Source organism: Allosphingosinicella sp. (genome assembly GCF_059502505.1).
The window spans coordinates 104,367-126,044 of record NZ_JCACEU010000019.1; the positions used below are offsets into that span (position 1 = coordinate 104,367).

Genomic DNA, 21,678 nt, shown 5'->3' on the forward strand with positions numbered 1-21,678 from the left:
CAATCCCCTGTAATTCAATGGATCACCAGATCGCGCTGGTCCTCGCGCCCCATCGCCAGCAGGAAGGGCGAGGCGGCCTGCATCTCCTGGAAATCGCGCTTGGAGCGCAGGCCGCGCCATTCGATGGCGATCAGCGCCTGGGCGATGGCGCCGCCGAGCGTGTCGCCGGGGCCCAGCAGGATGATGCGGTCGGGCGCATGTTCGCGCACCGCCACCTGGATGGCGCGGGTGAAGTCGTAGGTCTCGAGGATTTGCGTGACGAAGGTGTAGTCCCGCAACGCCTCCGCATTGCTGGCATGGCGCCGCCAGATGTGACCCCGGCCGTCAATCATGGGCGTGGCGGGAGACGTGAACCCGTCGGTCGGGATCTGCGTGAGCGCGCGTTCGGACGAACCCTGCATCAGCGGCGTGTGGAATGGGCCATGGTTGACGAGGCGGAGCGGCTCCCGCGCGGGCGTCGGCGGAGCTTCCTTCAGCAGCGCCTCCAAGGCCGGCTCTGTGCCGGCGAGGACGAGCATACCGCCGAGATCGATCGACGGGTAGAGAGAGTGGCCGGACCGCGAGTTGATCGATCGCACCAGCGCCAGCACGCGCTGGCGCAGGCCCGGCAGCTCGCGCCAATCCTCGTCGATGAGGGTCAGCAGGACCTGCCCGCCAGGTTTGCCGGCCTGGCTGTTCTGGCCCATGGCATCGACGATCTCGAAGCCGTGTTCGGCGCTGACCGCGCCGCCGACGGCCAGCGTCGTATACCAGCCCATCGAATTGCCGGTGGCGGCAACGATGTCGAAGCGTGAGCGGTCGATGGCGAGGAAATCGGCATAGGAGGCGGCGAAGATCAGCGGCGAGGCGATGTCGCCGCGCGTGTGCAGGGCAGGGCTGAACCGGTCCGCGCTGTCGAGCTCGGTGATGGCCGGCTGGCCGCGGGCAGCACGAATTCGATCGAACGCCCCAATCAGTTCGCCTTTGTCGCCGTGGAAGCGTTTCAGGTACCCGAGCTCGGCCTTGCCGTAGGTTCCCCGACCGGGGCAAACGACCAGCGCCGTCAGCTTCTCAGCCATGAACTGCCTCCAGCGCCGCCGCGACGATCGAGTCCCGGCTCGGCAGGGTGAGGGTCGCCGCACGGCCGAGCGGGATGAAGCTGTCCTCGGCGGCGATGCGGCGGCAGGGGATGCCCGGCGCACGCTCCGTGAAGAGCGCCATCAGCGCCTCGCTCTGCGAGCCGGTCTTGCGGCATTCGTCGACGATCAGGATGCGCTCGCAGCCCGCGACGGCATCGATCAGCCCGTCTTCATTGAGCGGCGCGAGCCAGCGCAGGTCGATCACCCTTGCCTTGAGGCCGTGCTGCTCGCTCAGCAGCTTTTCGGCCTGTCGAGAGAGGTAGTAGCCGTTGCCATAGGTGACGATGGCGAGGTCGGTGCCGTCGCCATGGACGCCGAGCTCGCCGAGGCGGATCGGCTTCGCCTCGCCGGGAGCAGCGTAGGTGGACGTCCAGAGCGCGTCGCCTTCGGCATGAAGGTCGCGCGTCATGTAGAGCGCGATCGGCTCGACGAAAACGACGACGCGCTGCTCCTCGAGCGCGAGGCGGACGCATTCGCGCAGCATCCCGACGGCGTCGGCGCCGTTGCTGGGCACCGCCAGAATGAGGCCGGGAATGTCGCGGAATACGGCGAGGCTGTTGTCGTTGTGGAAGTGGCCGCCGAAGCCCTTCTGATAGCCGAGGCCGGCGATGCGGATCACCATCGGGTTGGCATATTGGCCCGCCGAGAAGAAGCTCAAGGTCGCCGCCTCGCCCCGTATCTGGTCCTCGGCATTGTGGACATAAGCGAGGAACTGGATCTCGGTGATCGGCAGCAGGTCGTTATGCGCGGCGCCGATGCCGAGGCCGAGGATGCTCTGCTCGTCGAGCAGGGTGTTGATCACGCGGGCGGGACCGAAGCGCTCGTGGAGCTTGGCGGTGACGTTGTAGACCCCGCCCTTGGGCCCGACATCCTCGCCGGCGACGATGATGTTCCCGTGAGCCAGCATCAGGTCGGCAAGCGCCCAGCTCAGCAGCCGCGCCATATGCTGCGGCTTGTCCATCATGCCGAGATCGCGGGCGAACAGGGCCTTGCGCTCCTCGGGGGAGGGCGTGTTGGCGCGGACGGACTCCCGCTTCGGGGGCACAATGCTCGCCATCACTTCGCTGCTGGTGGTGATCTTCGGCCGCTTGATCGCTTCCGCGGCGAGGCGGTTCAAAGTGGCCTCGGTCTCGTTGTAGATGTCGAGGATCTCGCTCTCGGCGAGGATATCCTGCTCGCGGAGCAAGGACGCGCTGTAGAGCAGCGGATCGCGCTCCTCGTCCGCCTCGATCAGCGATTTCGAGAGATATGTGGACTGAACGTCGGAGCCGGCGTGGCCGTAGAGCCTTACACAGTCCATGTGTAGGAAGACCGGCTTGCGGCGGGTGCGGGCGAAGTGCGCGGCCTCCAGCGCGCCGCGATAGGCGTCGACCAGGTCGAGGCCGCTGCACCGGACATATTTGAGTGCGGGGCGCTCGCGGAAGTTGGCTTGGATCCAGCCCTGGGGCGTGCGGGTGGAGATGCCGATGCCATTGTCCTCGCAGATGAAGACGAGCGGCATCGGCGTGCCTTGATAGGCGGCCCAGGCGGCGCTGTTGAAGGCGCCTTGCGCGGTCGAATGATTGACCGAGGCATCGCCGAAACTGCAGAGGACCACGGAATCCGAGGGAAGGGGGGGGTCCTCGAGCTTCAGCGTCTTCGCGATGCCGATACTGAACGCGGCGCCGACTGCCTTGGGGAGATGGGACGCGATCGTGCTGGTCTGCGGCGGGATGTTCAGCGGCTTGGAGCCGATCACCTTGTGGCGGCCGCCCGAGATCGGATCTTCCGCGGAGGCGGCGAAGCTCAGCAGCATGTCCCAGAGCGGCGACTGGCCGGGCAGCTTCTTCGAACGATGGATCTGGAAGGCGTTGGAGCGATAGTGGAGGAAGGCCATGTCGCCGAGCCGGAAGGCCTCGGCGACGGCGGCGTTGTTCTCGTGGCCCGAGCTGCCGATCGTGTAGAAGCCTTCGCCCCGCGCCTGCAGGCGACGGGAGAGGCGGTCCATCTGCCGGCTGGCGCACTGGCTGTAGAACAGCTCGACCGCGGCTTCGGACGCCAGGCCGACATCCTCCGGCTGTACCTGCACGAGCCGGGGCGGCAGCTTCCCGCCTTTGACCTTCGCAACGAACTTCTCGTGAATGGCTTCGGCCGCGTCCATCAGCCGCCCCTATCGCTCGGCCGTCGCCTCGTCGAGGGCCCGAGCTTGACCTGACGTTTACGTAAGGTAGGAGAGGCGGGACATCGTAAGGAGCATTGCATGACCAAGAGCGAAATGGCCGCCGCCCTCAACGAAAAGAGCGCCTGGCTTCCCGGCAAGCGCGTCAAGATCGACTTCGGCGGCAGCGAGGGCGTCGTGATGCTCGACGGTCAGGCCAACAAGGTTTCCGAGGAAGACGGCCCCGCCGACACCACGATCAAGGTCAGCTGGGCGGACTGGGAGGCGATGTCCTCCGGCCAGCTCGACGGCATGACCGCCTTCATGCAGGGCAAGCTCAAGGTCGAGGGCGACATGTCCAACGCGATGCAACTGCAGGGCGTGCTGGCGAAGCTCCGGAGCTGAGCCCTCACGCGTCATCCCGGCGAAAGCCGGGATCTCAGGTCGGAGGCCGCGTCGGGAGCGTCCGCCTGCGCTCTACCGCGCTGAGATCCCGGCGTTCGCCGGGATGACGATGGCGCTGAAGTTGAAACCTCATTCAGGTTCGCTTGACCTGACTCGCCGCGCCCGCCTATCGCGTCTTCCGTTTCAGGGGAGATCGCATGCAGAAAATCTATCCCGATGCGGCCGCCGCGCTTGAAGGGCTGCTCTTCGACGGCATGACGATCTGCGCGGGTGGGTTCGGCCTGTGCGGTATCCCCGAGCGGCTGATCGACGCCATTCAGGCCAGCGGGGTCAAGGACCTCACCATCGCCTCCAACAATGCCGGCATTGACAATGAGGGCCTTGGCAAGCTGCTGCGCACCCGGCAGGTGCGGAAGATGATCTCCTCCTATGTCGGCGAGAACAAGGAGTTCGAGCGGCAGTATCTCGCCGGCGAGCTAGAGGTCGAATTCTGTCCGCAGGGCACGCTTGCCGAGAGGATGCGGGCAGGGGGCGCCGGTATCCCCGGCTTCTACACCAAGACCGGGGTCGGCACCCAGGTCGCGGAGGGCAAGGAGCATAAGGAATTCAATGGGGAGACCTACATCCTCGAGCGCGGCATCCGGTCGGACCTGTCGATCGTGAAGGGGTGGAAGGCCGACGAGGCGGGCAATCTCGTCTTCCGCAAGACCGCCCGCAACTTCAACCAGCCGGCCGCGACCTCCGGCCGCATCTGCGTCGCCGAGGTTGAGGAGATCGTGCCGGTCGGTTCCCTCGATCCGGACGCCATCCACCTGCCGTCGATCTACGTGAAGCGAATGGTCCTCGGCGCGCCCTACGACAAGAAGATCGAGTTCCGGACGACGAGGCAGAGGGAGACCGCGTGACGGTCCAAAGACTCCGTTCGTGTCGAGCGAAGTCGAGACACGCTTCTCGACTTCGCTCGAAGCAAACGGCTGTCGCTATCGGCGCTCTGCTGCTCTTTGGCTGCGCGACCATGCCTGCGCCGCCTGTGCCCGTCGTGGCGACCCCGCCAGCGGTGGGTTCTCCCGCCAATCCGCCCGCGACGATGCAATGGCTCTACGGCTCCGCCGAGGCCGCTGCGATCAGCATCCAGACCTACCACGCCTTTCGCGACCATGTTCTGGAGCGGGCACGCCAGCGGCCCCGAGAGAGCGTCATTCTGGCGGACGGCGCCACGCTGGCGAGCCCGGGCTTCGTGCCGTGCGGATCGAAGCCGCTTGCGGTCGTGCTGGACGTGGACGAGACGGCATTGCTCAACCTCGGCTACGAATATGACGAGGCGGTGAAGGGGCGCAGCTTCGATTCCGCGATCTGGAACCGCTGGGAGCAGACGGGCGCCGACAAAGTAGCGCCGGTACCCGGCGCCGTCACCGCGCTGCGGGCGATCCGCGAAGCCGGCGTTGCGGTGCTGTTCAACACCAATCGCAATGCCGCCAACGCTGCCCAGGCGGAAGCCGCACTTGCTGGCGCCGGCCTGGGACCGGCGAAGCACCGCGACACCTTGTTCCTGCAGGGGGATGCCGGCACCAGTTCGGCCAAGGACCCGCGCCGCGCCCTGATTGCCGAGGGTTTTTGCGTGATCGCGATGGCGGGCGATCAGCTCGGCGACTTTTCCGACCTGTTCAATGCCAAGAGCTTGAGCGTACCGGAGCGTCGGCGCGCGGCCGCGACGGCGCCCTTTGCGCCGCTCTGGGGGAATGGCTGGTTCCTGCTGCCCAACCCGGTCTACGGCCCGGGCGTGCGCGGCGGCTTCGACGATGTGTTTCCGGCGGACAAGAGATGGTCCGATCCGGCAGGGGAGAAATGACGATGGGTTGGGACCGCAACCAGATGGCCGCCCGCGCGGCGCGCGAGCTTCGCGACGGCTATTATGTGAATCTCGGCATCGGCATCCCGACGCTCGTCGCCAACAACATCCCGCAAGGGATGACGGTCACGCTCCAGTCCGAGAACGGGATGCTCGGCATCGGACCGTTCCCGTATGAGGACGAGGTCGATCCGGACCTCATCAACGCCGGCAAGCAGACCATCTCCGAGCTGCCCTCGTCGAGCTATTTCTCCTCGTCCGACAGCTTTGCGATGATCCGCGGCGGGCACATCGACCTCACCGTGCTCGGCGCGATGGAGGTCAGCCAAAGCGGCGACATCGCCAACTGGATGATCCCGGGCAAGATGATCAAGGGCATGGGCGGCGCGATGGACCTGGTCGCCGGGGTCAAGAAGATCATCGTCGTGATGGAGCATGTCTCCAAGAACGGCGATCCCAAGTTCATCCCCGAATGCACCCTGCCGCTGACCGGGAAGAACGTCGTCGACATGGTGATCACCGATCTCGCGGTCTTCCATCGACCGGACCATCAGAGCCCGTTCCGGCTGATCGAGATGGCGCCGGGCGTGACCGCGGAGGAAGTGGCGGCGAAGACGACGGCGCGTTACGACAGCTAGGGCTTGGACGGGGGTGATATGAAGAAGCTGATCCTGGCGGCCGCGGCCTTTCTCGGGCTCGGCGGCATGCAGGCGCCGAAGGCGGAGGCACCGTTGTCGCTCTGGCGGCTCGACTGCGGCGAATTCGAGATCAAGCAATATGGCGCCTTCTTCTCCGACACCTTCCAATACCCGGCCGGTCCCAAGGACATCGTCGCCAGCTGCTACCTGATCCGCCACGGCGATCGCTTCATGCTGTGGGACACGGGTCTCACCGACGCGCTGATCGGCCGCGGCTTCTCGAACGAGCAGCAGACGCTCCGCGTCCGCACCAGCATCGCCGACCAGCTGAAACAGATTGGCGTGCGGCCCGAACAGATCGAGCTGATCGGCATCAGCCACTGGCATTTCGACCATGTCGGTCAGGCACCGCGCTTCCCGCAGGCGCGGCTGCTGATGGGGAAAGGCGATCTCGACCTGCTCCGCACGACGCCGCCCGTCGACGAGGATTCGGTGAAGGCGCTGACCCATTGGCTGAGCGGCGCCGGCAAGGTGGAGCCGGTCACTCGCGATCACGACGTGTTCGGCGACGGGCGCGTGCTGATGCTGAAGCTCCCCGGTCATACGCCGGGCCACTATGCTCTCCTGGTGCGGCTGGCGTCCGGACCGGTGCTGCTGACGGGCGACCTTTACCATTTCACCGAGCAGGTCGCGAACCGCGGCGTCCCGCCGTTCAATCACGACCGCGCCGACACGCTCGCGTCGATGGACCGGTTCGACCGGATCGCCAAGAACCTGGGGGCCAAGGTGATCATCCAGCACGAGGCGGCCGACATCGCCAAGCTCCCGCCGTTCCCGAAGGCGGCGCGATGAAGACCCTGCTGTCGCGCGAACCAGGCGGTCCGGAAACGCTCGAGCTGGCGGAGGTCGCGGACCCAGCGCCTGGTCCCGGTCAGCTGCTGGTGCGGGTGAAGGCCTGCGCGATCAATTATCCGGACGTGCTGATCATCGAGGACAAATATCAGTTCAAGCCGGCGCGGCCCTTCGCGCCGGGCGGCGAGATTGCCGGTGAGGTCGAGGCGTTGGGGGAGGGCGTTTCCGGCTGGTCCGCAGGCGACCGGCTGATCGCGATGCTGGGGCATGGCGGGCTCGCCGAAAAGGTGCTGGTGCCGGCGGCGATGGCGCTACCCCTCCCCGCGGAGCGGAGCTTCGAGGAGGGGTCCGCGCTGATCCTCACCTATGCGACCTCGATCCACGCTCTGCTGGATCGCGGCAAGCTGAAGGAGGGGCAGACCCTGCTCGTCCTCGGTGCGGCCGGCGGCGTCGGGCTGGCGGCGGTGGAGCTCGGCAAGGCGTTCGGCGCCCGCGTGGTGGCAGCCGTTTCGTCGGAGGAGAAGGCGGAGGCGGCGCGGGCGGCGGGTGCGGACCATGTCCTCGTTTATCCGCGCGGGCCGTTCGACAAGGACGACTCCAAGGCGCTTGCGCAGATGTTCAAGGACGCAGTCGGCGGTCAGGGAGCGGAGGTCATCTACGATCCGGTGGGCGGCGATTATGCCGAGCCCGCATTGCGGTCGATCGCCTGGGAGGGCCGCTATCTGGTCGTCGGCTTCCCGGCCGGCATTCCCAGGCTTCCGCTCAACCTCACTCTCCTCAAGAGCTGCGACGTGTGCGGCGTCTTCTGGGGAGCCTTTGCGGCCCGCGACCCGCAGGCGAATGCCGCGCACATCCGGACCCTGTTCCGCCTCTGGGACGAAGGGAGGATCGCCCCCCGGGTGAGCCGCACCTGGCCACTAGCTCAAGGCGGCGAAGCGATCGCTCACATGGCCGCACGCCAGGCGGTAGGCAAACTCGTCGTGACGATGGAGTGAGGCGATGAGATCGGCCTATCTGCTCGCGCAGCACTGCCACGCCAGCAACCTGCAAGGCCTGCCACGACCTCTACCAGGTCCCGCAGGACCGAAGGAGTCGATCCGAGCGGGCGTCGCCTTCGGGTCGCGCCGCGTGAGTATCAGGCCCTAGCGGACAGCGACCGGGCGGCCTATCTGACGCTAATGAACTGCAGCAAAGGAACGACATGACGACTTTCGACGACCGCGAACGCGCGTTCGAGAATATGTACGCCCGCGATCAGGAGATGCAGTTCAAGATCGTCGCGCGCCGCAACCGGCTGCTCGGCCAGTGGGCGGCGGGGCTGATGGGGCTGACTGAGGTCGAGGCGGAGGCTTATGCCAAGGACGTGATCCGCTCCGACTTCGAGGAAGCCGGCGACGAGGACGTGATCCGCAAGATCCTCGGCGATCTCACCTCGGCCGGCGTCGACTGCGACGAGGGGCGGATACGCGAGGCGCTGGCGCACAAGACCGTGGAGGCGCGGCGCCAGTTGATGGAGGCGCAGGGCTGATGGCGATGGCCGCCGATGAGATCGAGACCCTGATCCGCGCCGGCATCCCCGATGCAGTGGTCCAGATCACCGACCTCGCGGGCGATGGCGATCATTATGCCGCCCGCGTGGTGGCGGAGAGTTTCAGGGGGCAGTCCCGCGTCGTCCAGCAGCGGCGCGTCTATGAAGCACTGGGCGGACGGATGGGCGGCGTGCTCCACGCGCTGCAATTGACCACCGCCGTCCCGGATTGAGGAAGATCAAATGACCGACAGCAATGCCCGCATCGACGAGATCGTAAGGTCTAAGGACGTCGTCCTGTTCATGAAGGGCACCGCCCTCTTCCCGCAATGCGGCTTCTCGAGCAGGGCGGTGGCGATCCTCGACCATCTCGGTGTCCAGTTCGACACGGTCGACGTCCTCCAGGACCCGGAGATCCGCCAGGGGATCAAGGCCTATTCGGACTGGCCCACGATCCCCCAGCTTTACGTCAAGGGCGAGTTTGTCGGCGGCTCCGACATCATGATGGAGATGTTCGAAGCCGGCGAACTCCAGACCCTGCTCGACGAGAAGCAGGTCGCCAAGGCCTAGGCCGCTGCGGCCCGGCTGCGCCTGACGCCGATCCATTCGAGCAATGCGAGCCCGCCGACGGCGGCGGCCTGGACGCTCACGAAGGCAGTGCCGAGCGCCGTGATCCCGCCTGTGTTGGCGGTGAGAACGAAGCTCTCGACCGTCCATATGAAATTGCCGCCGATCACCAGATAGACGAGCGCCGGCGCGGCCGCCTGGCGCGTGCCCAGCCACAGGATGAACAGGCCGAGCGGGATCAGTGCAAGCCCGGCGCCGCTGACGATCTGCCGGTCGATGCCGAAGAGCGGCGCCAGCGTCGCGGCGCCGATGCTGAGCAGCAGGCCCATCGCAAGGCAGCTCGCGGAATCGAGGACCAGCACGCGCTTCAGAAAGGTCGAGAGGATCATCGTCTGTCTCCTTGGATGTTTGGCGGCACGCCGTGCGCCTGCCGTAAGCGGAAAGATCGGCTAGGGAGGGAGGCGTGTCGATTACCTCGCAGGTAGTGGTCCGCCTGCTCGTTCCGCGCCAGAAGAGCGGGAGGAGGTGATCCCATGATCGAAGCGGCGACGGCATCGCTGGGCGACCAGCTGCGTGGATGGCGGCAGCTGCGGCGGATGAGCCAGCTCGACCTTGCGCTCGACGCGGAGATCTCCGCACGGCACCTGAGCTTCGTCGAGACCGGCCGTTCGCAACCGTCGCGCGAGATGATCCTGCGCCTGGCCGAGCGGCTGGGGATACCGCTGCGGCATCGCAACGCGCTGCTACTCGCCGCGGGCTTCGCCCCTGCCTATCGGGAACGCACGTTCGACGATCCCGAGCTTCGGCAGGCGCGCGCGGCGGTCGAGCAGATATTGCGGGGGCATGAGCCTTATCCCGCTCTGGCGGTCGATCGCCACTGGACCATGCTGGCGCACAATGAAGCGGTGGCGCCGCTGCTCGCCGGCATCGCGCCAAGGCTGCTGGAACCGCCGGTCAACGTCATCCGCCTCAGCCTCGATCCGGAGGGGCTGGCGCCGCAGATCGTGAACCTCGGCGAGTGGAAGGCGCACCTGCTCGAGCGGCTCAACGGTCAGTTCGCGACAAGCGCCGATCCGGTCCTGGGCGAACTCGCGCGCGAAGTCGAAGGCTATCCGGCGCCGCCCTTCCGCGGCTCGACCGAACGCCATGGCGGCGTGTTCGTGCCGATGATCCTCGACCTCGGGGGAGTGCGGCTCTCCTTCTTCTCGACGACGACCGTGTTCGGCACGCCGATCGACGTCACCTTGTCGGAGATTGCGGTGGAGGCCTTCTTCCCGGCCGATGCGGCGACTGCGGCGGCGTTGAGGGGGTCCTGAAAAGTTCAGGGCGGACGGCGCGACCAGAAAAGCGCCAGTCCGCCCCTTCAAGGAACTGTGTGGACGCCGGAAAAGATACACGCGCCGTGCCAAGTCGCGTCGGTGGCGGATTTCCGCGCCTTACGGTGGTGAACCGAAATTAACCTTTTCTCAGCGTGTAAAAATCGCCGACAAAAGAGCCTAACGCTCCGTTGACCCATTGCTCAGCGCCCCGAATGGCCGGGGGTGTCGCGCTCTTGGCTTCCTATGCCCCCGATGCCACATGCTCGGCATGGCGGACCTTACCGGCAAGATCGAACAGCTCGGCCCGCTGGTGCGCCGCGTGTTGGCGCCGAACCCGTCGGCCTTCACCTTCACCGGCACCCAGACGCATATCGTCGGCCAGGGGAAGGTGGCGGTGATCGATCCAGGACCGGACAGCCCCCCGCACATCGACGCCTTGCTGAGCGCCACCGCGGGCGAGGAGATTGTCGCGATCGTCTGCACGCATACCCATCGGGACCACAGCCCCGGCACGCGGCCGCTCAAGGCGGCCACGGGCGCGCCGATCGTAGGCTGTGCGCCGCTCGCGTTGCAGGACGAGGGCGAGGACGAATCCTTCGATCCCGATTACCGGCCTGACCGGGTGCTGGCCGACGGCGAGCTGCTGGAGGGTTCCGGCTGGACGCTGGAGGCGGTGGCGACGCCCGGGCACACGTCCAACCATCTCTGCTTCGCGCTGAAGGAGGCCAATGCCCTCTTCAGCGGCGATCATGTGATGGGCTGGTCGACCAGCATCGTGTCGCCGCCCGACGGCGACATGGGCGCCTATGTCGCCAGCCTCGAAAAGCTGCTGCCGCGCGAGGAGAGCATCTACTATCCGGCGCATGGACAGGCGGTAGCCGATCCGCGCAAGCTCGTCCGCGGCCTGATCCTCCACCGCAAACAGCGTGAGGCGGGTATCCTCGCTCGGCTGAGGGCCGGCGATGACGGCGTCCCGGCGATCGTCGCCAATCTCTACCAGGCGGTCGACCCGCGTCTCCATCCGGCTGCGGCGCGGTCCGTGCTCGCGCATCTGATCGACCTGGAGCGGCGGGGACTGGTGGTCGCGGAGGGGGCAACATGGCGAAGCCGATAGCGGCCGCGCCGCCGGTCCGGCTGCTGGTCGCCGCCATCGTCGTGGCGTTGCTCATCCTCCTCGGGCTCTTCGCCTATCAGCGATACCAGGAGCTTTACGCAGTCACCGAAGAGGAAGATGGTCCCGCGGTTACCCAGCTGATCACCGCGAGGCTGTCAGGAATGAGCCAGCTCAAGGTCGCAGAGCTGTCGGGCACGGTTCAGAGCACCGCGACCGACGTCCGCGGCTTTGGCTGGCTGCGGTCCGATCAGGTGGTGAAGATGCCTTATTCGGTCGACTATTTCGTCGATGTGTCGCGGATCGGCCCGGGTGACGTCGAATGGATCGAGGGCTCGCGCACCCTGATCGTGAATGCGCCCGATGTCGTCGTCGCCACGCCCAATACGGAGGAGGGGCGGCGCACGCTCGTCCGGACCAGCGGCGTGTTCGTGACCCGGCAAGCAGGGGAGGAGCTGAGCCGCCGCACATCGCTGGCCGCACAGCGCAAGGCCCGTTCGGAGGCGTATTCGCCGCAGAGGATGGCGCAAGCTCGAGAACATGCGCGGCGGGCGGTGTCGAACCTCATGTCTGCGCCGCTTGCTGCGCTGGGCTATGGCGATGCCCGCGTCATCGTCACCTTTCCCCCCGAGCGGTCGTTTCGCAGTGGCGAGCGCTGGGATGTGTCGAGGCCAGCCGCGGAGGTGTTGAACGACACCAGACCTTGAAAATCGGCGCCCGAAGCCCCATGTGGGACGTCCGTGGCACGCGGGTGGCACCTCGCTCTGGAGGCACCTCGGGACCGCCCTTCGACACGCTTGGGGCGAGCGGCTATAGACCGAACCACACGGGGGTTTTGCCATGAATATGACCGTCGGGAGCCTTCGCGGGCTCGACATCCGCGCCGAGATCGACCGGCTGCGCAAGGAGCGCAACGCCGTCATCCTCGCCCATTATTACCAGGAGCCGGCGCTCCAGGACATTGCCGATTTCGTCGGCGACAGCCTCGATCTGTCGCGCAAGGCCGCGGCCACCGATGCCGAGGTGATCGCCTTTTGCGGGGTTCGCTTCATGGCCGAGACCGCCAAGATCCTCTCGCCCGAAAAGATCGTCGTTCTGCCGGACATGAATGCCGGCTGCAGCCTTGAGGATTCCTGCCCGCCCGACCAGTTCAAGGCGTTCCGCGAGGCCCATCCGGACCATATCGCGCTCACCTACATCAACTGCTCGGCCGAGGTGAAAGCGCTCTCCGACATCATCGTCACCAGTTCGTCCGCCGAGACGATCCTGTCGCAGATCCCGAAGGAGCAGAAGATCATCTTCGGCCCCGACAAGAATCTCGGCGGCTGGCTCAATCGCAAGTTCGATCGCGACATGCTGCTCTGGCCGGGCGTGTGCATCGTGCACGAGGCCTTCTCGGAAACCGAGCTGCTGAAGCTCAAGGCGCAGCATTCGGGCGCGCCGGTGCTCGCCCATCCGGAATGCCCGCCGCAGATCCTGGACCATGCCGATGAGATCGGCTCGACCAAGGCGATTCTCGACGCAGCGCTGAAGTCGCCTTCGGAGACGATCATCGTCGCCACCGAGCCGCACATCATGCACCAGATGGAGAAAGCGGCGCCGCACAAGCGCTTCATCGGCGCTCCCGGCGCGGACGGGAACTGCAACTGCAACATGTGCCCCTATATGGCGCTGAACAGCGTGGAGAAGCTCTACGTCGCGCTCCGCGACCTCCAGCCGCGGATCGAGATGGACGAGGAGCTGCGCCTGCGCGCCCGCACCTCGCTCGACCGCATGCTCGAGATGGCCGGGCGCACGGTGGGGCAGGGCGATGTCGGCCGGCCCGTGGTCGCCGCGGGTTGATGTCCGCATTGCCAGGCTAGTGACTTCAGGGGGCGGGAGACGGTAGGTCTCCCGCCTTCTCTTCTTCCGGAGATCCGAATTGCATCGTCTGCTCTTGTCCGCCGTGGCTCTCGCCAGTGCTGCCGTCGCGATCGCCCAAACGCCCGCCGCTCCCGAAGACCCCTATCTCTGGCTGGAGGAGGTCGAGGGCGAACGCGCCCTTGCCCAGGTCAAGCAGTGGAATGCGGCGACCGAGCAGCTCCTCACCAGGGACCCGAAGTTCGAGCAATATCGCAGCCGCGCCCGCGCGATCCTCGACGACGAGCAACAGATCGCCGCGCCCGAGGCCGTGCTCGGGGAATATGTCACCAATCTCTGGCGCGACGCGAACAATCCGCGTGGCGTGTGGCGCATCTCGCCGCTCGCAGCCTATGCGGCCGGCAAGCCGCAGTGGCGCACGCTGATCGACGTTGACGCCCTCGGCAAGCAGGAGGGGAAGAGCTGGGTCTGGCACGGCGCCAACTGCCTCGCGCCCGAATATCGCCGCTGTCTCGTCTCGCTGAGCCCCGGCGGCACCGATGCCGACGTGGTTCGCGAATTCGACCTTCAGACCGGCAAGTTCGTGAAGGGCGGCTTTGTCGTTCCGGAAGCGAAGAGCAATGTCGCCTGGGCCGACGCCGACACCCTGATCGTCGCTACGGATTATGGCACGGGCTCGCTCACGACATCCGGTTATCCGCGGATCGCCAAGCTCTGGAAGCGCGGCACGCCGCTCGCGGAGGCGCGCACGATCTTCGAAGGAGAGGCGGGCGACGTGGCGGTAACGCCGATTGCCATCCAGGACGGCGACACGCGCTGGACGTTCGTCGGTCGGGGCAAGACCTTCTGGACCAACGAATACAGGCTGCTGACGCCTGAGGGTCGTCTCGTCTCCGTGCCGCTGCCGGAGGATGCCGAGTTCGAGGACATTATCGGCGGTCGCCTCATCGCCAAGCTGCAGAGCCCGACCACGAGCGTCGGACGCACGCTGCCAGAGGGCGCGATCGTCTCCTACGAGCTGGCGGCGATTCGCGACGGACGCGCCGCCGAGCCTAGGCTGGTGATGGCCCCAACGAAGAGCCAGGCGATCGAGGAGGTGGCCGCATCCGACAACGTCCTTTGGGTCAAGGCGCTGGACGACGTGTCGGGCAAGCTGTTCGCACTGCGGCCGGGCGCGGACGGTGGCTGGAGCCGGACCGAAGCGGATCTGCCGGACAACAGCACCCTCCATCTGCTGGAGACCGCCGGCAGCTCGGACATCGCCTTCGCGACGGTGGAGGGCATGCTGACGCCCCCGGCGCTCTATGCGGTTCGGCCGGGCCAGGCGCCGGAGCTGGTGCAGGCGCTCCCGCCCAAGTTCGATGCCAAGGCCTTCGAGGTAGAGCAGCGCTTCGCGACGTCGAGGGACGGCACGCGGATTCCCTATTTCCTCGTCCGCAGGAAGGGCGTCGCGGGACCGGTGCCGACGCTCATCCATGCCTATGGCGGTTTCCGTGCGGCGCAGACGCCGGGCTACATCACCGAGCAGCCGTATCGCGCCGGGCCGCTCGGCCTGTTCCTGGTAGAGGAGGGCAATGCCTATGTCCTCGCCAACATCCGCGGCGGCGGCGAATATGGACCCGAATGGCACCGCTCCGTGCTGCGCGAGAACCGGCAGAAGAGCTTCGACGACCTCCACGCCGTGGCCGAGGATCTTATCCGCACCGGGGTCACCGCCCGCGGCAAGATCGGCATTTCGGGCCGTTCCAACGGCGGCGTGCTGGTCGGCGCGGCGCTGACGCAGCGTCCGGACCTCTATTCTGCGGTGATCTCGGGCTCGCCGCTGCACGACATGAAGCGCTATTCGCACATGCTCGCCGGCGCCTCCTGGATTGACGAATATGGCGATCCGGACAAGCCGGAGGACTGGGCGTTCATGAGCCGATATTCGCCCTACCAGAACCTGAAGCGCGGCGTCGATTATCCAGCCGTGTTCTTCTACAGCTCGACCAAGGACGATCGCGTCCATCCCGGCCATGCCCGCAAGATGGCGGCGCGGCTCGGCGAATATGGCAATCGCTTCTACTTCCACGAATATCTGGAAGGCGGCCATTCGGTCGGCGCGGACCATGCGGAGGACGCGAAGCGCGCGGCCTTGCTGATGGCCTATCTCAAGCGGGAGCTCGGCGGGGCGGCCAAGTGAGCTTCGCGCTGCCCGGCTTCGACCTCGAGGCCTTCGTCCGCGGCACCCTGGCCGAGGATTTGGGAGAGGGTGGCGACATCACGTCCGCCGCGGTCATTCCCGCCGAGGCGCGATTTCGGGGAGTAATGGACAGCCGCGATGCGATCACCGTCGCGGGGCTGCCGATCGCGGAGGCCTTCTTCCGCGCACTCGACCCGGCGGTGGAGGTAGAGCGGCTGGTCGAGGACGGCGACAGGGTCCGCGCGGGCACGGACCTGATGCGCGTCACCGGGCGCGCCCGCGCCCTGCTCACCGCCGAACGGTCGGCGCTCAACACGCTCCAGCATCTCTCCGGCGTCGCGACCCTCGCTCGAGCGTATGTCGATGCGATCGAAGGCACCAGCGCCATCCTGCTGGACACGCGCAAGACCATTCCTGGCCTCCGGCTGCTTGAGAAATATGCGACACGCATGGGCGGCGCTCAGAACCACCGCACGGGCCTCTGGGACGCCGCGATGATCAAGGACAACCATGTCGCCGTAGCCGGCAGCGTCGAGGAAGCGGTGCGCCGCGCCGTCGCCGCCGGCATCGAGAGGATCATCGTCGAAGTCGACCGGATCGATCAGGTCGAACCCGCGCTTGGCGCGGGCGCGACCCACCTGCTGCTCGACAATATGGATGCGCCGACGCTGCGCGAGGCCGTGCGGCTGGTGGGCGGCCGCGTTCCCACCGAGGCGAGCGGTGGAGTCACCCTCGATACGATACGCGCCAAGGCGGAGACCGGCGTGACCTATATCTCGGTCGGCCGGCTCACCCAATCAGCTCCGGCGGCCGACATCGGCCTCGATTTCTCGGAGGTCTGAGCCTGGCCTCGCCACGACCTCGCCCTCGATCGTCATCGTCGAAGGATGATGCTTGTCGAGATAGCGCTTGATGATCCTGATGTTCCTGCTGTTGGACCGGAAGACGAAGTCGAACAGGTCCCCGACCAGCGGGATCGCCCCCACCGCCGTGTCGACGCCGACATTCGCCGCCATCCGCGCGAGCTGGAACTTAGACATGCCGAGGTTGCGCGCCTCCCAGACCAGCCAGGCGCCCATCGATGCGGTGATCACGTCGCCGACCACGGGGACGAGGCCGAGGATGGAGTCGAGCCCGATTGGCCGGTTGATGCCGGGAACCACGAAGATCCGCTCGAGCAGCCCCTCTACGGCCTCCAGGCGACGCCGGACCGAGGCGGGGTCGCGGCCGATCGGCAGCTGGCTCGCAAGCGCTTCGAACTGTTCCTGCGGCGTCGGCACCACCCAGAGCTAATGGTCCTAGGGGCGGGCTGCAACCAGCGCCCCTGCGAAATGTCGCCCGAACATGTTGGTGCGGAAGCCGGTGACACGTTCCGACACCAGCGACCACCGCACCGGCGCCGTCAGCGGAATGAAGGGCACCGCCTCGACCAGGAGGCGGTCAGCGCTGGCGAGAAGCTGCTGTCGTTCGGCGACGGAAAGGGTGTTCCGAGCCGCCTCCAGCATCGTGTCCACCTCGCTGTTGCAGACCCTGCGGCGGTCGCAGGTGAAGTGTCGCAGATACCAGGTGGCGAGCCCCGCCGGCGCGACCTCGTCGATCAGGACCAGGTCGGCGCGCTCGTCCGGCGCGACCCGCTCCGCCTCGACGCCGATGGCGCGCCAGTCGCGGCGGATATGGGCGAAAAGGAGACGGTAGCCAGGCAGGTCGGGCATTGCGACGCGTAGCGTCGGCGGCTGGTCGCCCTCTGCCAGGCCGCTGATGATCGCCGCGGCGGCGGCGCGACGGGCGGACAGGGGGTCTGCCACCCATGCCGGCTGGGCCGGGTTGGGAAGCTCGGCGATGCCGGGCGGCAGCAGGGAGGCGCGCGGCGTGAGATCGGGCACGGCGATGGCAGCGGCAATGGCGGTGCGGTCGATCGCCATGCTGAGCGCGCGGCGTGCCTCCGGGGTTTCGAGCCACTCGGGCGGCCGCGAGAAAGCAAGACCGAAGAGGCCGGACACGGAATCGAACCGCAGCGCGGCATTCGCCGGATCGGCCGCTCGCGCGATCGGCAGGTCGCCCGCCGTGCCCCCAAGGACGAGAGCGGCGAGGCCGCGCTCGAAACGCGCCACGGCCATGGCGGCCCTTTCGCCGCGCAGGATGATCTCGGAGGCGGCGGCCTGCGGCTCCGCCTCTTCATCCTCGCCGCTCGTGCGCGGACGAAGCCGGACGGCGCCCCCGCCAAGATCCTCCGCGACATAGGGGCCGGTGCCTTCTTCGTTGCGGATGATCGCCATTTCAGGCTGGGCGAGCAACTGCAGGAAATTCGGCCGCGGCGCCTTCAGCCTGATTTCGATGACTCGGTCCGTCATCGCGAGGATCTCGTCGATGGCGCCGAGCAGGGGCTTCAGATCGTTGCGGCTGGCGCGGCTGCCGGCCGCCTGCAGCCGTGCCGCGACCTGCTGCGCCGTGACTGGGCTTCCGTTCGACCATTGCAGGCGGTCGATCCGAAAGATGTAGCTGAGGCCGTCGTCGGAGACGGTCCAGCTCTGCGCCAGAGCGGGTTCGATCTGGCCGCTCGGGTCGAAGCGGGTCAGCCCCTGCGCCGTTGCCGCGAGCAGGAACGCGGAGGCCGCGTCGAGCTGCGTCAGGTTCGGATTGACGAGCGTCGGCGCGGCACCGATCGCGCTGACAGTGACCGGCCCGGTCTCGGCGCTGTCGCACGCCGCGCCCGCCAACAGTGCGGCGGCTGCGAGGGCGTTCAGGAGCCTGGTTCGAATCGTCATTGGTCCCGTCGATAGACCAGCCGCGACGGGATGTGCAGAGCCGCGGGACAGCCGGCCGTTAACCCGGTTTCTCCACCTGTTTTTCACTTAATCCCGGTTATCTGCCGGGAACGCCAGTGTGGGACGCGTAGATGAAGCCCGATCAGCACAGGACCAGCGACTTCGTCGACCGCGGAAACGAGCGCCTGCCCGTCGCCACCACGACCCGCATGCGCAGCGACGAATGGTATAATGTCGAGGTGAAGGTGCGCGACGTGTCGCAGACCGGCTTCATGGCGGAATGTGCCCACCCGGTCAGCATCGGCAGTGCGGTATCGCTCGACGTTCCCGGCATCGGTCCGGTCCACGCGCAGGTGCGGTGGCAGCTCGGTAGCCGGATGGGAGGCCTCTTCCTCGATCCGATCAGCCTCACGCAATGCGAGTGGACCGCAGTCCGGGCGGAGTCGCCGAAGGTTCCCGCCTGAAGATCGCTGAGTCTGGCAAGCGCTGCTGGAGCTAGACCCGAAAAGCTGTCAGAAACAGGATCATGCCGAGGGGGCCCGATCCGAATGCTGAATCGACCGCGCCGGCGGGCGGCCTGAAGGGGCTGCTGGTCCGCTTCGGCCTGAGATTCCCCGACGACCGCGAGGAAGAGCTTTTCTTTGCCGGCTACATCGCCCGGCACCTCACCTTCATTCGCTACATGCTGCTGCTCGGCGGCGGGCTGTTCATCGTCTACATCCTTTGGGACCGCATGATCGATCCCGTCGGCGCGCAGACGACGATGTGGATCCGCATCCTTCTCCTGACGCCGGCGGTGTGGCTGGCGGCCGTGTTGCTCTATTTCCGCGCCGCCACTCCTTATGTGGAGCAGATCAACTGCGGCATTTCGAGCATTTCGACCGCGATCATCTGCTTCATCTGCGCGATCCTCGACGGCGGCATGAACATCATCGCCGGTGGCCTCAGCCTCGTGATCGTGTTCGTCTTCTCGCTGCTGCTGATGCGGGTGCCCTGGTATCTGCTCTTCTGTCTAGCGACGATGACCAGCTATTATGTCGCCCAGGCCTATGCCGTGAATTACCTGCCGGGCATGCCGCTCATCAACACGATCACGTTGACGACTGCCATGTTCCTCGGTGGCGTCACTCTGGTGGCCCGCGAGAAGAGCGCCCGCCGCGAATTCCGGGCGCATAACCGCATCGAGGAGCTGCTCCATTCCATGCTTCCGGCGGACATCGTGCAGCGCATCCAGAGCGGCGAGACGCAGATCGCCGACCTCCACAGCAAGGTCAGCATCGTCTTTTCCGACCTTGTCGGCTTCACCCGGCTGTCGCGCGAGGTCAGCGCCTCCCGTCTCGTCGAGATCCTCAACCGGCTCTTTTCGGAGTTCGACCGGGCCGCGGATCAATATGGCATGCACAAGATCAAGACAATCGGGGACGCCTACATGGCGGTGGGCGGGGTGGTCGGGGAGGGCACCGGCAAGGAGCCGGCCATGTGCGCGGCCGAGTTCGCCTGCGCGATGCATGGCATCACCGAGCGCGTCTCTCGCGAACTCGGCCTGCCGCTGCAGGTTCGGGTGGGCCTCCACGTCGGACCAGTGGTCGCCGGCGTGATCGGCACCAGCCGTCCCGCCTTCGATTGCTGGGGGGAGGCGGTGAACCTGGCCAGCCGCCTTGAAAGCGCCTCTCAGCCGGGCGCCGTGCTGATGTCCGAATCCGCCTATCAGCTGCTCCGCGACGCCTTCCCGATCGAGCAGCCGGGGACGGTCCAACTGAAGGGGATCGGGGAGGCGAGCGTCTACCTGCTCCGCCTGGGTAACACTCTGCTCCGCCTGGGCGACACGCAGCCTGCTGGCAAGGCGCTACACTGACTGGTGCGGACGGCGGCACTGGAACCCGCAGGCTCAGAAGCAGAAGACTTTCAAGTCCGGCCGCGGAGGTTTGCCAAAGGTTCCTGAATGGCCGACTCTGCCTTCGGAACAGTGGTTAGCGTTCGCGTGACAAAGCGGGATGTGCCAGAACATGCCGGAAACTGCGGGCACGATCACCTACCAATTGCACGCTCCGCCCCGCCCCATCGCCTCTGTTCAGCCGCTCCTGAAATATGCGTTCATTCGCTTTGGTGCTCCGATCGCTACTTGCAGCACGGAAGCTAGCCACGTGACCGGCATCCAGTCCCGGGGTGCTTGCGAAGCACCCAGCAGCTCAGCAGGGATCTTGTCTGTAGACCCCTAAGCGCAGAGGCGGAACAGCTCGTCGCGGGCGGCGTGCAGGGTCATCTGGGTGTGGACTGCGGACAGGTTGGTTTGGGCAAGATGGCTGCCGCAACCGTGCATGCTGCTCTCCAGATCGGGGCGTTCGCCGATTGCCAGGCATCGTTCGAACGCGCAGGCGGCAAGAGGCAACCAGTGGGTCGACGCCTGCGGCGGATCGGCGGCGGCCTGTTCGAACGCGATGGTGCCCATCAAGAAGAAGAAATCGGGGGAATCAGGCCAATTGGCCAATTCGCTCTGGGCGATCGCCAGCGCGCTGTCGAACTCGCCCTGCCGGCGCAGGCAATTGAGGTGCCGCAGGACCAAAGCGTGGCGCCAGCTCACCGTCGGCCGGGCGCTCCCATAGGCTGCGGCATAATGGGCGCTTGCCGTCGCCAGCTCGCCGCGATGCTCCCGGTCCTTGCCCAGTTGATAGAGTAGATAGGGGTCACCCGGCCGATCCTGGAGCTCGCGCTCGAGCAGCGGGCCATTGCGGTCGCGCTTGCGAACGACCTGTTCGGCGAGATAGCCGTCATGGGCGATGTGAAGCTCGATCCGTTCGTGTGGAAGCGCGCATATCGGTTGCTCATGGACGCGGCCGGCATAGCGGACGCCGCGGGGCAGTATCCGCCCCATCCAGTGGCGGCGGCCGCCACCGGCCTCGGCATGTCCATCGAGGGCGCTGTGGACGCACAACAGGCCGAGCCGCGCCGGGCCCCGGCACCAGCGGCGCAGCTGCTTACCGCCGGACATGATCCATTCGTCGGCATCGATCACCAGGTTCCAGTCCGCATCCGCGAGGTCGAGCGCGTGGTTGCGCGCCGCCGCAAAGTCGTTCGGCCATTCCAGGTGGTGCACCTCGGCTCCGCACGCCCTCGCCAGCTCCGGGGTGCCGTCCGTCGACCCCGTGTCCACCACCAGCATCTTGTCGACATAGGGCCTGACGCTTTTGAGGCAGCGCGTGATCGAGCGGGCCTCGTCGCGCACGATCAAGGCCGCGGCGACGGATATGTTGCGGCGTTTCTGTCTGCGCATGCGAGGCTATTCCCGGATCCGGTTCGAAGATCTGAGTGTAAGGGTGGAAGAGCGAAGATGCGGTTAACCCTGTTCC

At 66.6% G+C, this 21,678-nt stretch carries 23 protein-coding genes; 17 read left to right on the top strand and 6 right to left on the bottom strand.

What is annotated here, in order from left to right:
* Nucleotides 1–14: 14 nt before the first annotated feature.
* A complete protein-coding gene (locus AC5JBD_RS12900) occupies nucleotides 15–1,058 on the bottom strand; it encodes an ACP S-malonyltransferase (protein WP_495722220.1) in 1,044 nt (347 codons plus the stop codon).
* Nucleotides 1,051–3,258 (bottom strand): thiamine pyrophosphate-dependent enzyme, encoded by a 2,208-nt coding sequence (locus AC5JBD_RS12905; RefSeq protein WP_495722221.1) that lies wholly within the window; start codon nucleotides 3,256–3,258, stop codon nucleotides 1,051–1,053. The genes AC5JBD_RS12900 and AC5JBD_RS12905 overlap by 8 nt, the downstream gene beginning before the upstream one ends.
* Before the next feature lie 99 nt (nucleotides 3,259–3,357).
* Here AC5JBD_RS12905 and AC5JBD_RS12910 point away from each other — a divergent pair, with 99 nt between their 5' ends.
* The 9 genes from AC5JBD_RS12910 (at nucleotide 3,358) to grxD (ending at nucleotide 9,097) form a co-directional block, all read left to right on the top strand.
* Entirely contained in the window at nucleotides 3,358–3,660 is a 303-nt protein-coding gene (locus tag AC5JBD_RS12910; protein WP_495722222.1) for an SCP2 sterol-binding domain-containing protein, read from the top strand.
* 197 nt (nucleotides 3,661–3,857) lie between these two features.
* A complete protein-coding gene (locus AC5JBD_RS12915; RefSeq protein ID WP_495722223.1) occupies nucleotides 3,858–4,565 on the top strand; it encodes a CoA transferase subunit A in 708 nt (235 codons plus the stop codon).
* A gap of 110 nt (nucleotides 4,566–4,675) precedes the next feature.
* Complete coding sequence (locus AC5JBD_RS12920; RefSeq protein ID WP_495722224.1) at nucleotides 4,676–5,509, top strand: HAD family acid phosphatase; 834 nt, start codon at nucleotides 4,676–4,678, stop codon at nucleotides 5,507–5,509.
* A 2-nt stretch (nucleotides 5,510–5,511) separates the two neighbouring features.
* Nucleotides 5,512–6,147, top strand: a complete 636-nt coding sequence (locus AC5JBD_RS12925; RefSeq protein ID WP_495722748.1) for a 3-oxoacid CoA-transferase subunit B — start codon at nucleotides 5,512–5,514, stop codon at nucleotides 6,145–6,147.
* A gap of 18 nt (nucleotides 6,148–6,165) precedes the next feature.
* A complete protein-coding gene (locus AC5JBD_RS12930) occupies nucleotides 6,166–6,999 on the top strand; it encodes an N-acyl homoserine lactonase family protein (protein WP_495722225.1) in 834 nt (277 codons plus the stop codon).
* Entirely contained in the window at nucleotides 6,996–7,994 is a 999-nt protein-coding gene (locus AC5JBD_RS12935; protein ID WP_495722226.1) for an NADPH:quinone oxidoreductase family protein, read from the top strand. The genes AC5JBD_RS12930 and AC5JBD_RS12935 overlap by 4 nt, the downstream gene beginning before the upstream one ends.
* A gap of 206 nt (nucleotides 7,995–8,200) precedes the next feature.
* Entirely contained in the window at nucleotides 8,201–8,527 is a 327-nt protein-coding gene (locus AC5JBD_RS12940) for a DUF1476 domain-containing protein (protein ID WP_495722227.1), read from the top strand.
* Nucleotides 8,527–8,760, top strand: a complete 234-nt coding sequence (locus tag AC5JBD_RS12945) for a BolA/IbaG family iron-sulfur metabolism protein (protein WP_495722228.1) — start codon at nucleotides 8,527–8,529, stop codon at nucleotides 8,758–8,760. Before AC5JBD_RS12940 ends, AC5JBD_RS12945 begins: the two co-directional genes overlap by 1 nt.
* A gap of 10 nt (nucleotides 8,761–8,770) precedes the next feature.
* The gene (gene grxD, locus AC5JBD_RS12950; RefSeq protein ID WP_495722229.1) at nucleotides 8,771–9,097 is read left to right on the top strand and encodes a Grx4 family monothiol glutaredoxin; all 327 of its coding nucleotides are present in this window, start codon (nucleotides 8,771–8,773) and stop codon (nucleotides 9,095–9,097) included.
* On the opposite strand, the gene AC5JBD_RS12955 is transcribed toward grxD, so the two are convergent.
* Nucleotides 9,094–9,483, bottom strand: coding sequence for a hypothetical protein (locus tag AC5JBD_RS12955; RefSeq protein WP_495722230.1), 390 nt, complete (start codon nucleotides 9,481–9,483; stop codon nucleotides 9,094–9,096). The two genes, grxD and AC5JBD_RS12955, sit on opposite strands and share 4 nt — an antisense overlap.
* Nucleotides 9,484–9,627: 144 nt before the next feature.
* On the opposite strand from AC5JBD_RS12955, the gene AC5JBD_RS12960 reads away from it, so the two are divergent.
* The 6 genes from AC5JBD_RS12960 (at nucleotide 9,628) to nadC (ending at nucleotide 16,408) form a co-directional block, all read left to right on the top strand.
* Entirely contained in the window at nucleotides 9,628–10,410 is a 783-nt protein-coding gene (locus tag AC5JBD_RS12960) for a helix-turn-helix domain-containing protein (RefSeq protein WP_495722231.1), read from the top strand.
* A gap of 262 nt (nucleotides 10,411–10,672) precedes the next feature.
* Complete coding sequence (locus AC5JBD_RS12965) at nucleotides 10,673–11,527, top strand: MBL fold metallo-hydrolase (RefSeq protein ID WP_495722232.1); 855 nt, start codon at nucleotides 10,673–10,675, stop codon at nucleotides 11,525–11,527.
* Nucleotides 11,512–12,231 carry a DUF4230 domain-containing protein gene (locus tag AC5JBD_RS12970; RefSeq protein WP_495722233.1) on the top strand — a complete coding sequence of 240 codons (720 nt, stop codon included), beginning with the start codon at nucleotides 11,512–11,514 and terminating at the stop codon, nucleotides 12,229–12,231. Before AC5JBD_RS12965 ends, AC5JBD_RS12970 begins: the two co-directional genes overlap by 16 nt.
* 133 nt (nucleotides 12,232–12,364) lie before the next feature.
* The gene (gene nadA, locus AC5JBD_RS12975; protein ID WP_495722234.1) at nucleotides 12,365–13,366 is read left to right on the top strand and encodes a quinolinate synthase NadA; all 1,002 of its coding nucleotides are present in this window, start codon (nucleotides 12,365–12,367) and stop codon (nucleotides 13,364–13,366) included.
* Between the two features lie 79 nt (nucleotides 13,367–13,445).
* Nucleotides 13,446–15,566: a prolyl oligopeptidase family serine peptidase gene (locus AC5JBD_RS12980; protein WP_495722235.1), complete on the top strand. Its 2,121-nt coding sequence runs from the start codon at nucleotides 13,446–13,448 to the stop codon at nucleotides 15,564–15,566.
* Nucleotides 15,563–16,408: a carboxylating nicotinate-nucleotide diphosphorylase gene (gene nadC, locus AC5JBD_RS12985; protein WP_495722236.1), complete on the top strand. Its 846-nt coding sequence runs from the start codon at nucleotides 15,563–15,565 to the stop codon at nucleotides 16,406–16,408. The genes AC5JBD_RS12980 and nadC overlap by 4 nt, the downstream gene beginning before the upstream one ends.
* On the opposite strand, the gene AC5JBD_RS12990 is transcribed toward nadC, so the two are convergent.
* Nucleotides 16,364–16,846 carry a DUF4112 domain-containing protein gene (locus AC5JBD_RS12990; protein ID WP_495722237.1) on the bottom strand — a complete coding sequence of 161 codons (483 nt, stop codon included), beginning with the start codon at nucleotides 16,844–16,846 and terminating at the stop codon, nucleotides 16,364–16,366. The two genes, nadC and AC5JBD_RS12990, sit on opposite strands and share 45 nt — an antisense overlap.
* Nucleotides 16,847–16,864: 18 nt before the next feature.
* Nucleotides 16,865–18,331: an ABC transporter substrate-binding protein gene (locus AC5JBD_RS12995; RefSeq protein ID WP_495722238.1), complete on the bottom strand. Its 1,467-nt coding sequence runs from the start codon at nucleotides 18,329–18,331 to the stop codon at nucleotides 16,865–16,867.
* Nucleotides 18,332–18,462: 131 nt separating this feature from the next.
* On the opposite strand from AC5JBD_RS12995, the gene AC5JBD_RS13000 reads away from it, so the two are divergent.
* Together AC5JBD_RS13000 and AC5JBD_RS13005 are read left to right on the top strand one after the other, a co-directional pair.
* Entirely contained in the window at nucleotides 18,463–18,795 is a 333-nt protein-coding gene (locus AC5JBD_RS13000) for a PilZ domain-containing protein (protein WP_495722239.1), read from the top strand.
* A 62-nt stretch (nucleotides 18,796–18,857) separates the two neighbouring features.
* Nucleotides 18,858–20,186, top strand: coding sequence for an adenylate/guanylate cyclase domain-containing protein (locus AC5JBD_RS13005; protein WP_495722240.1), 1,329 nt, complete (start codon nucleotides 18,858–18,860; stop codon nucleotides 20,184–20,186).
* A 360-nt stretch (nucleotides 20,187–20,546) separates the two neighbouring features.
* Here the strand turns inward: AC5JBD_RS13005 and AC5JBD_RS13010 are convergent, their stop codons facing one another.
* Nucleotides 20,547–21,602, bottom strand: coding sequence for a glycosyltransferase family 2 protein (locus AC5JBD_RS13010; protein ID WP_495722241.1), 1,056 nt, complete (start codon nucleotides 21,600–21,602; stop codon nucleotides 20,547–20,549).
* Nucleotides 21,603–21,678: the final 76 nt, after the last annotated feature.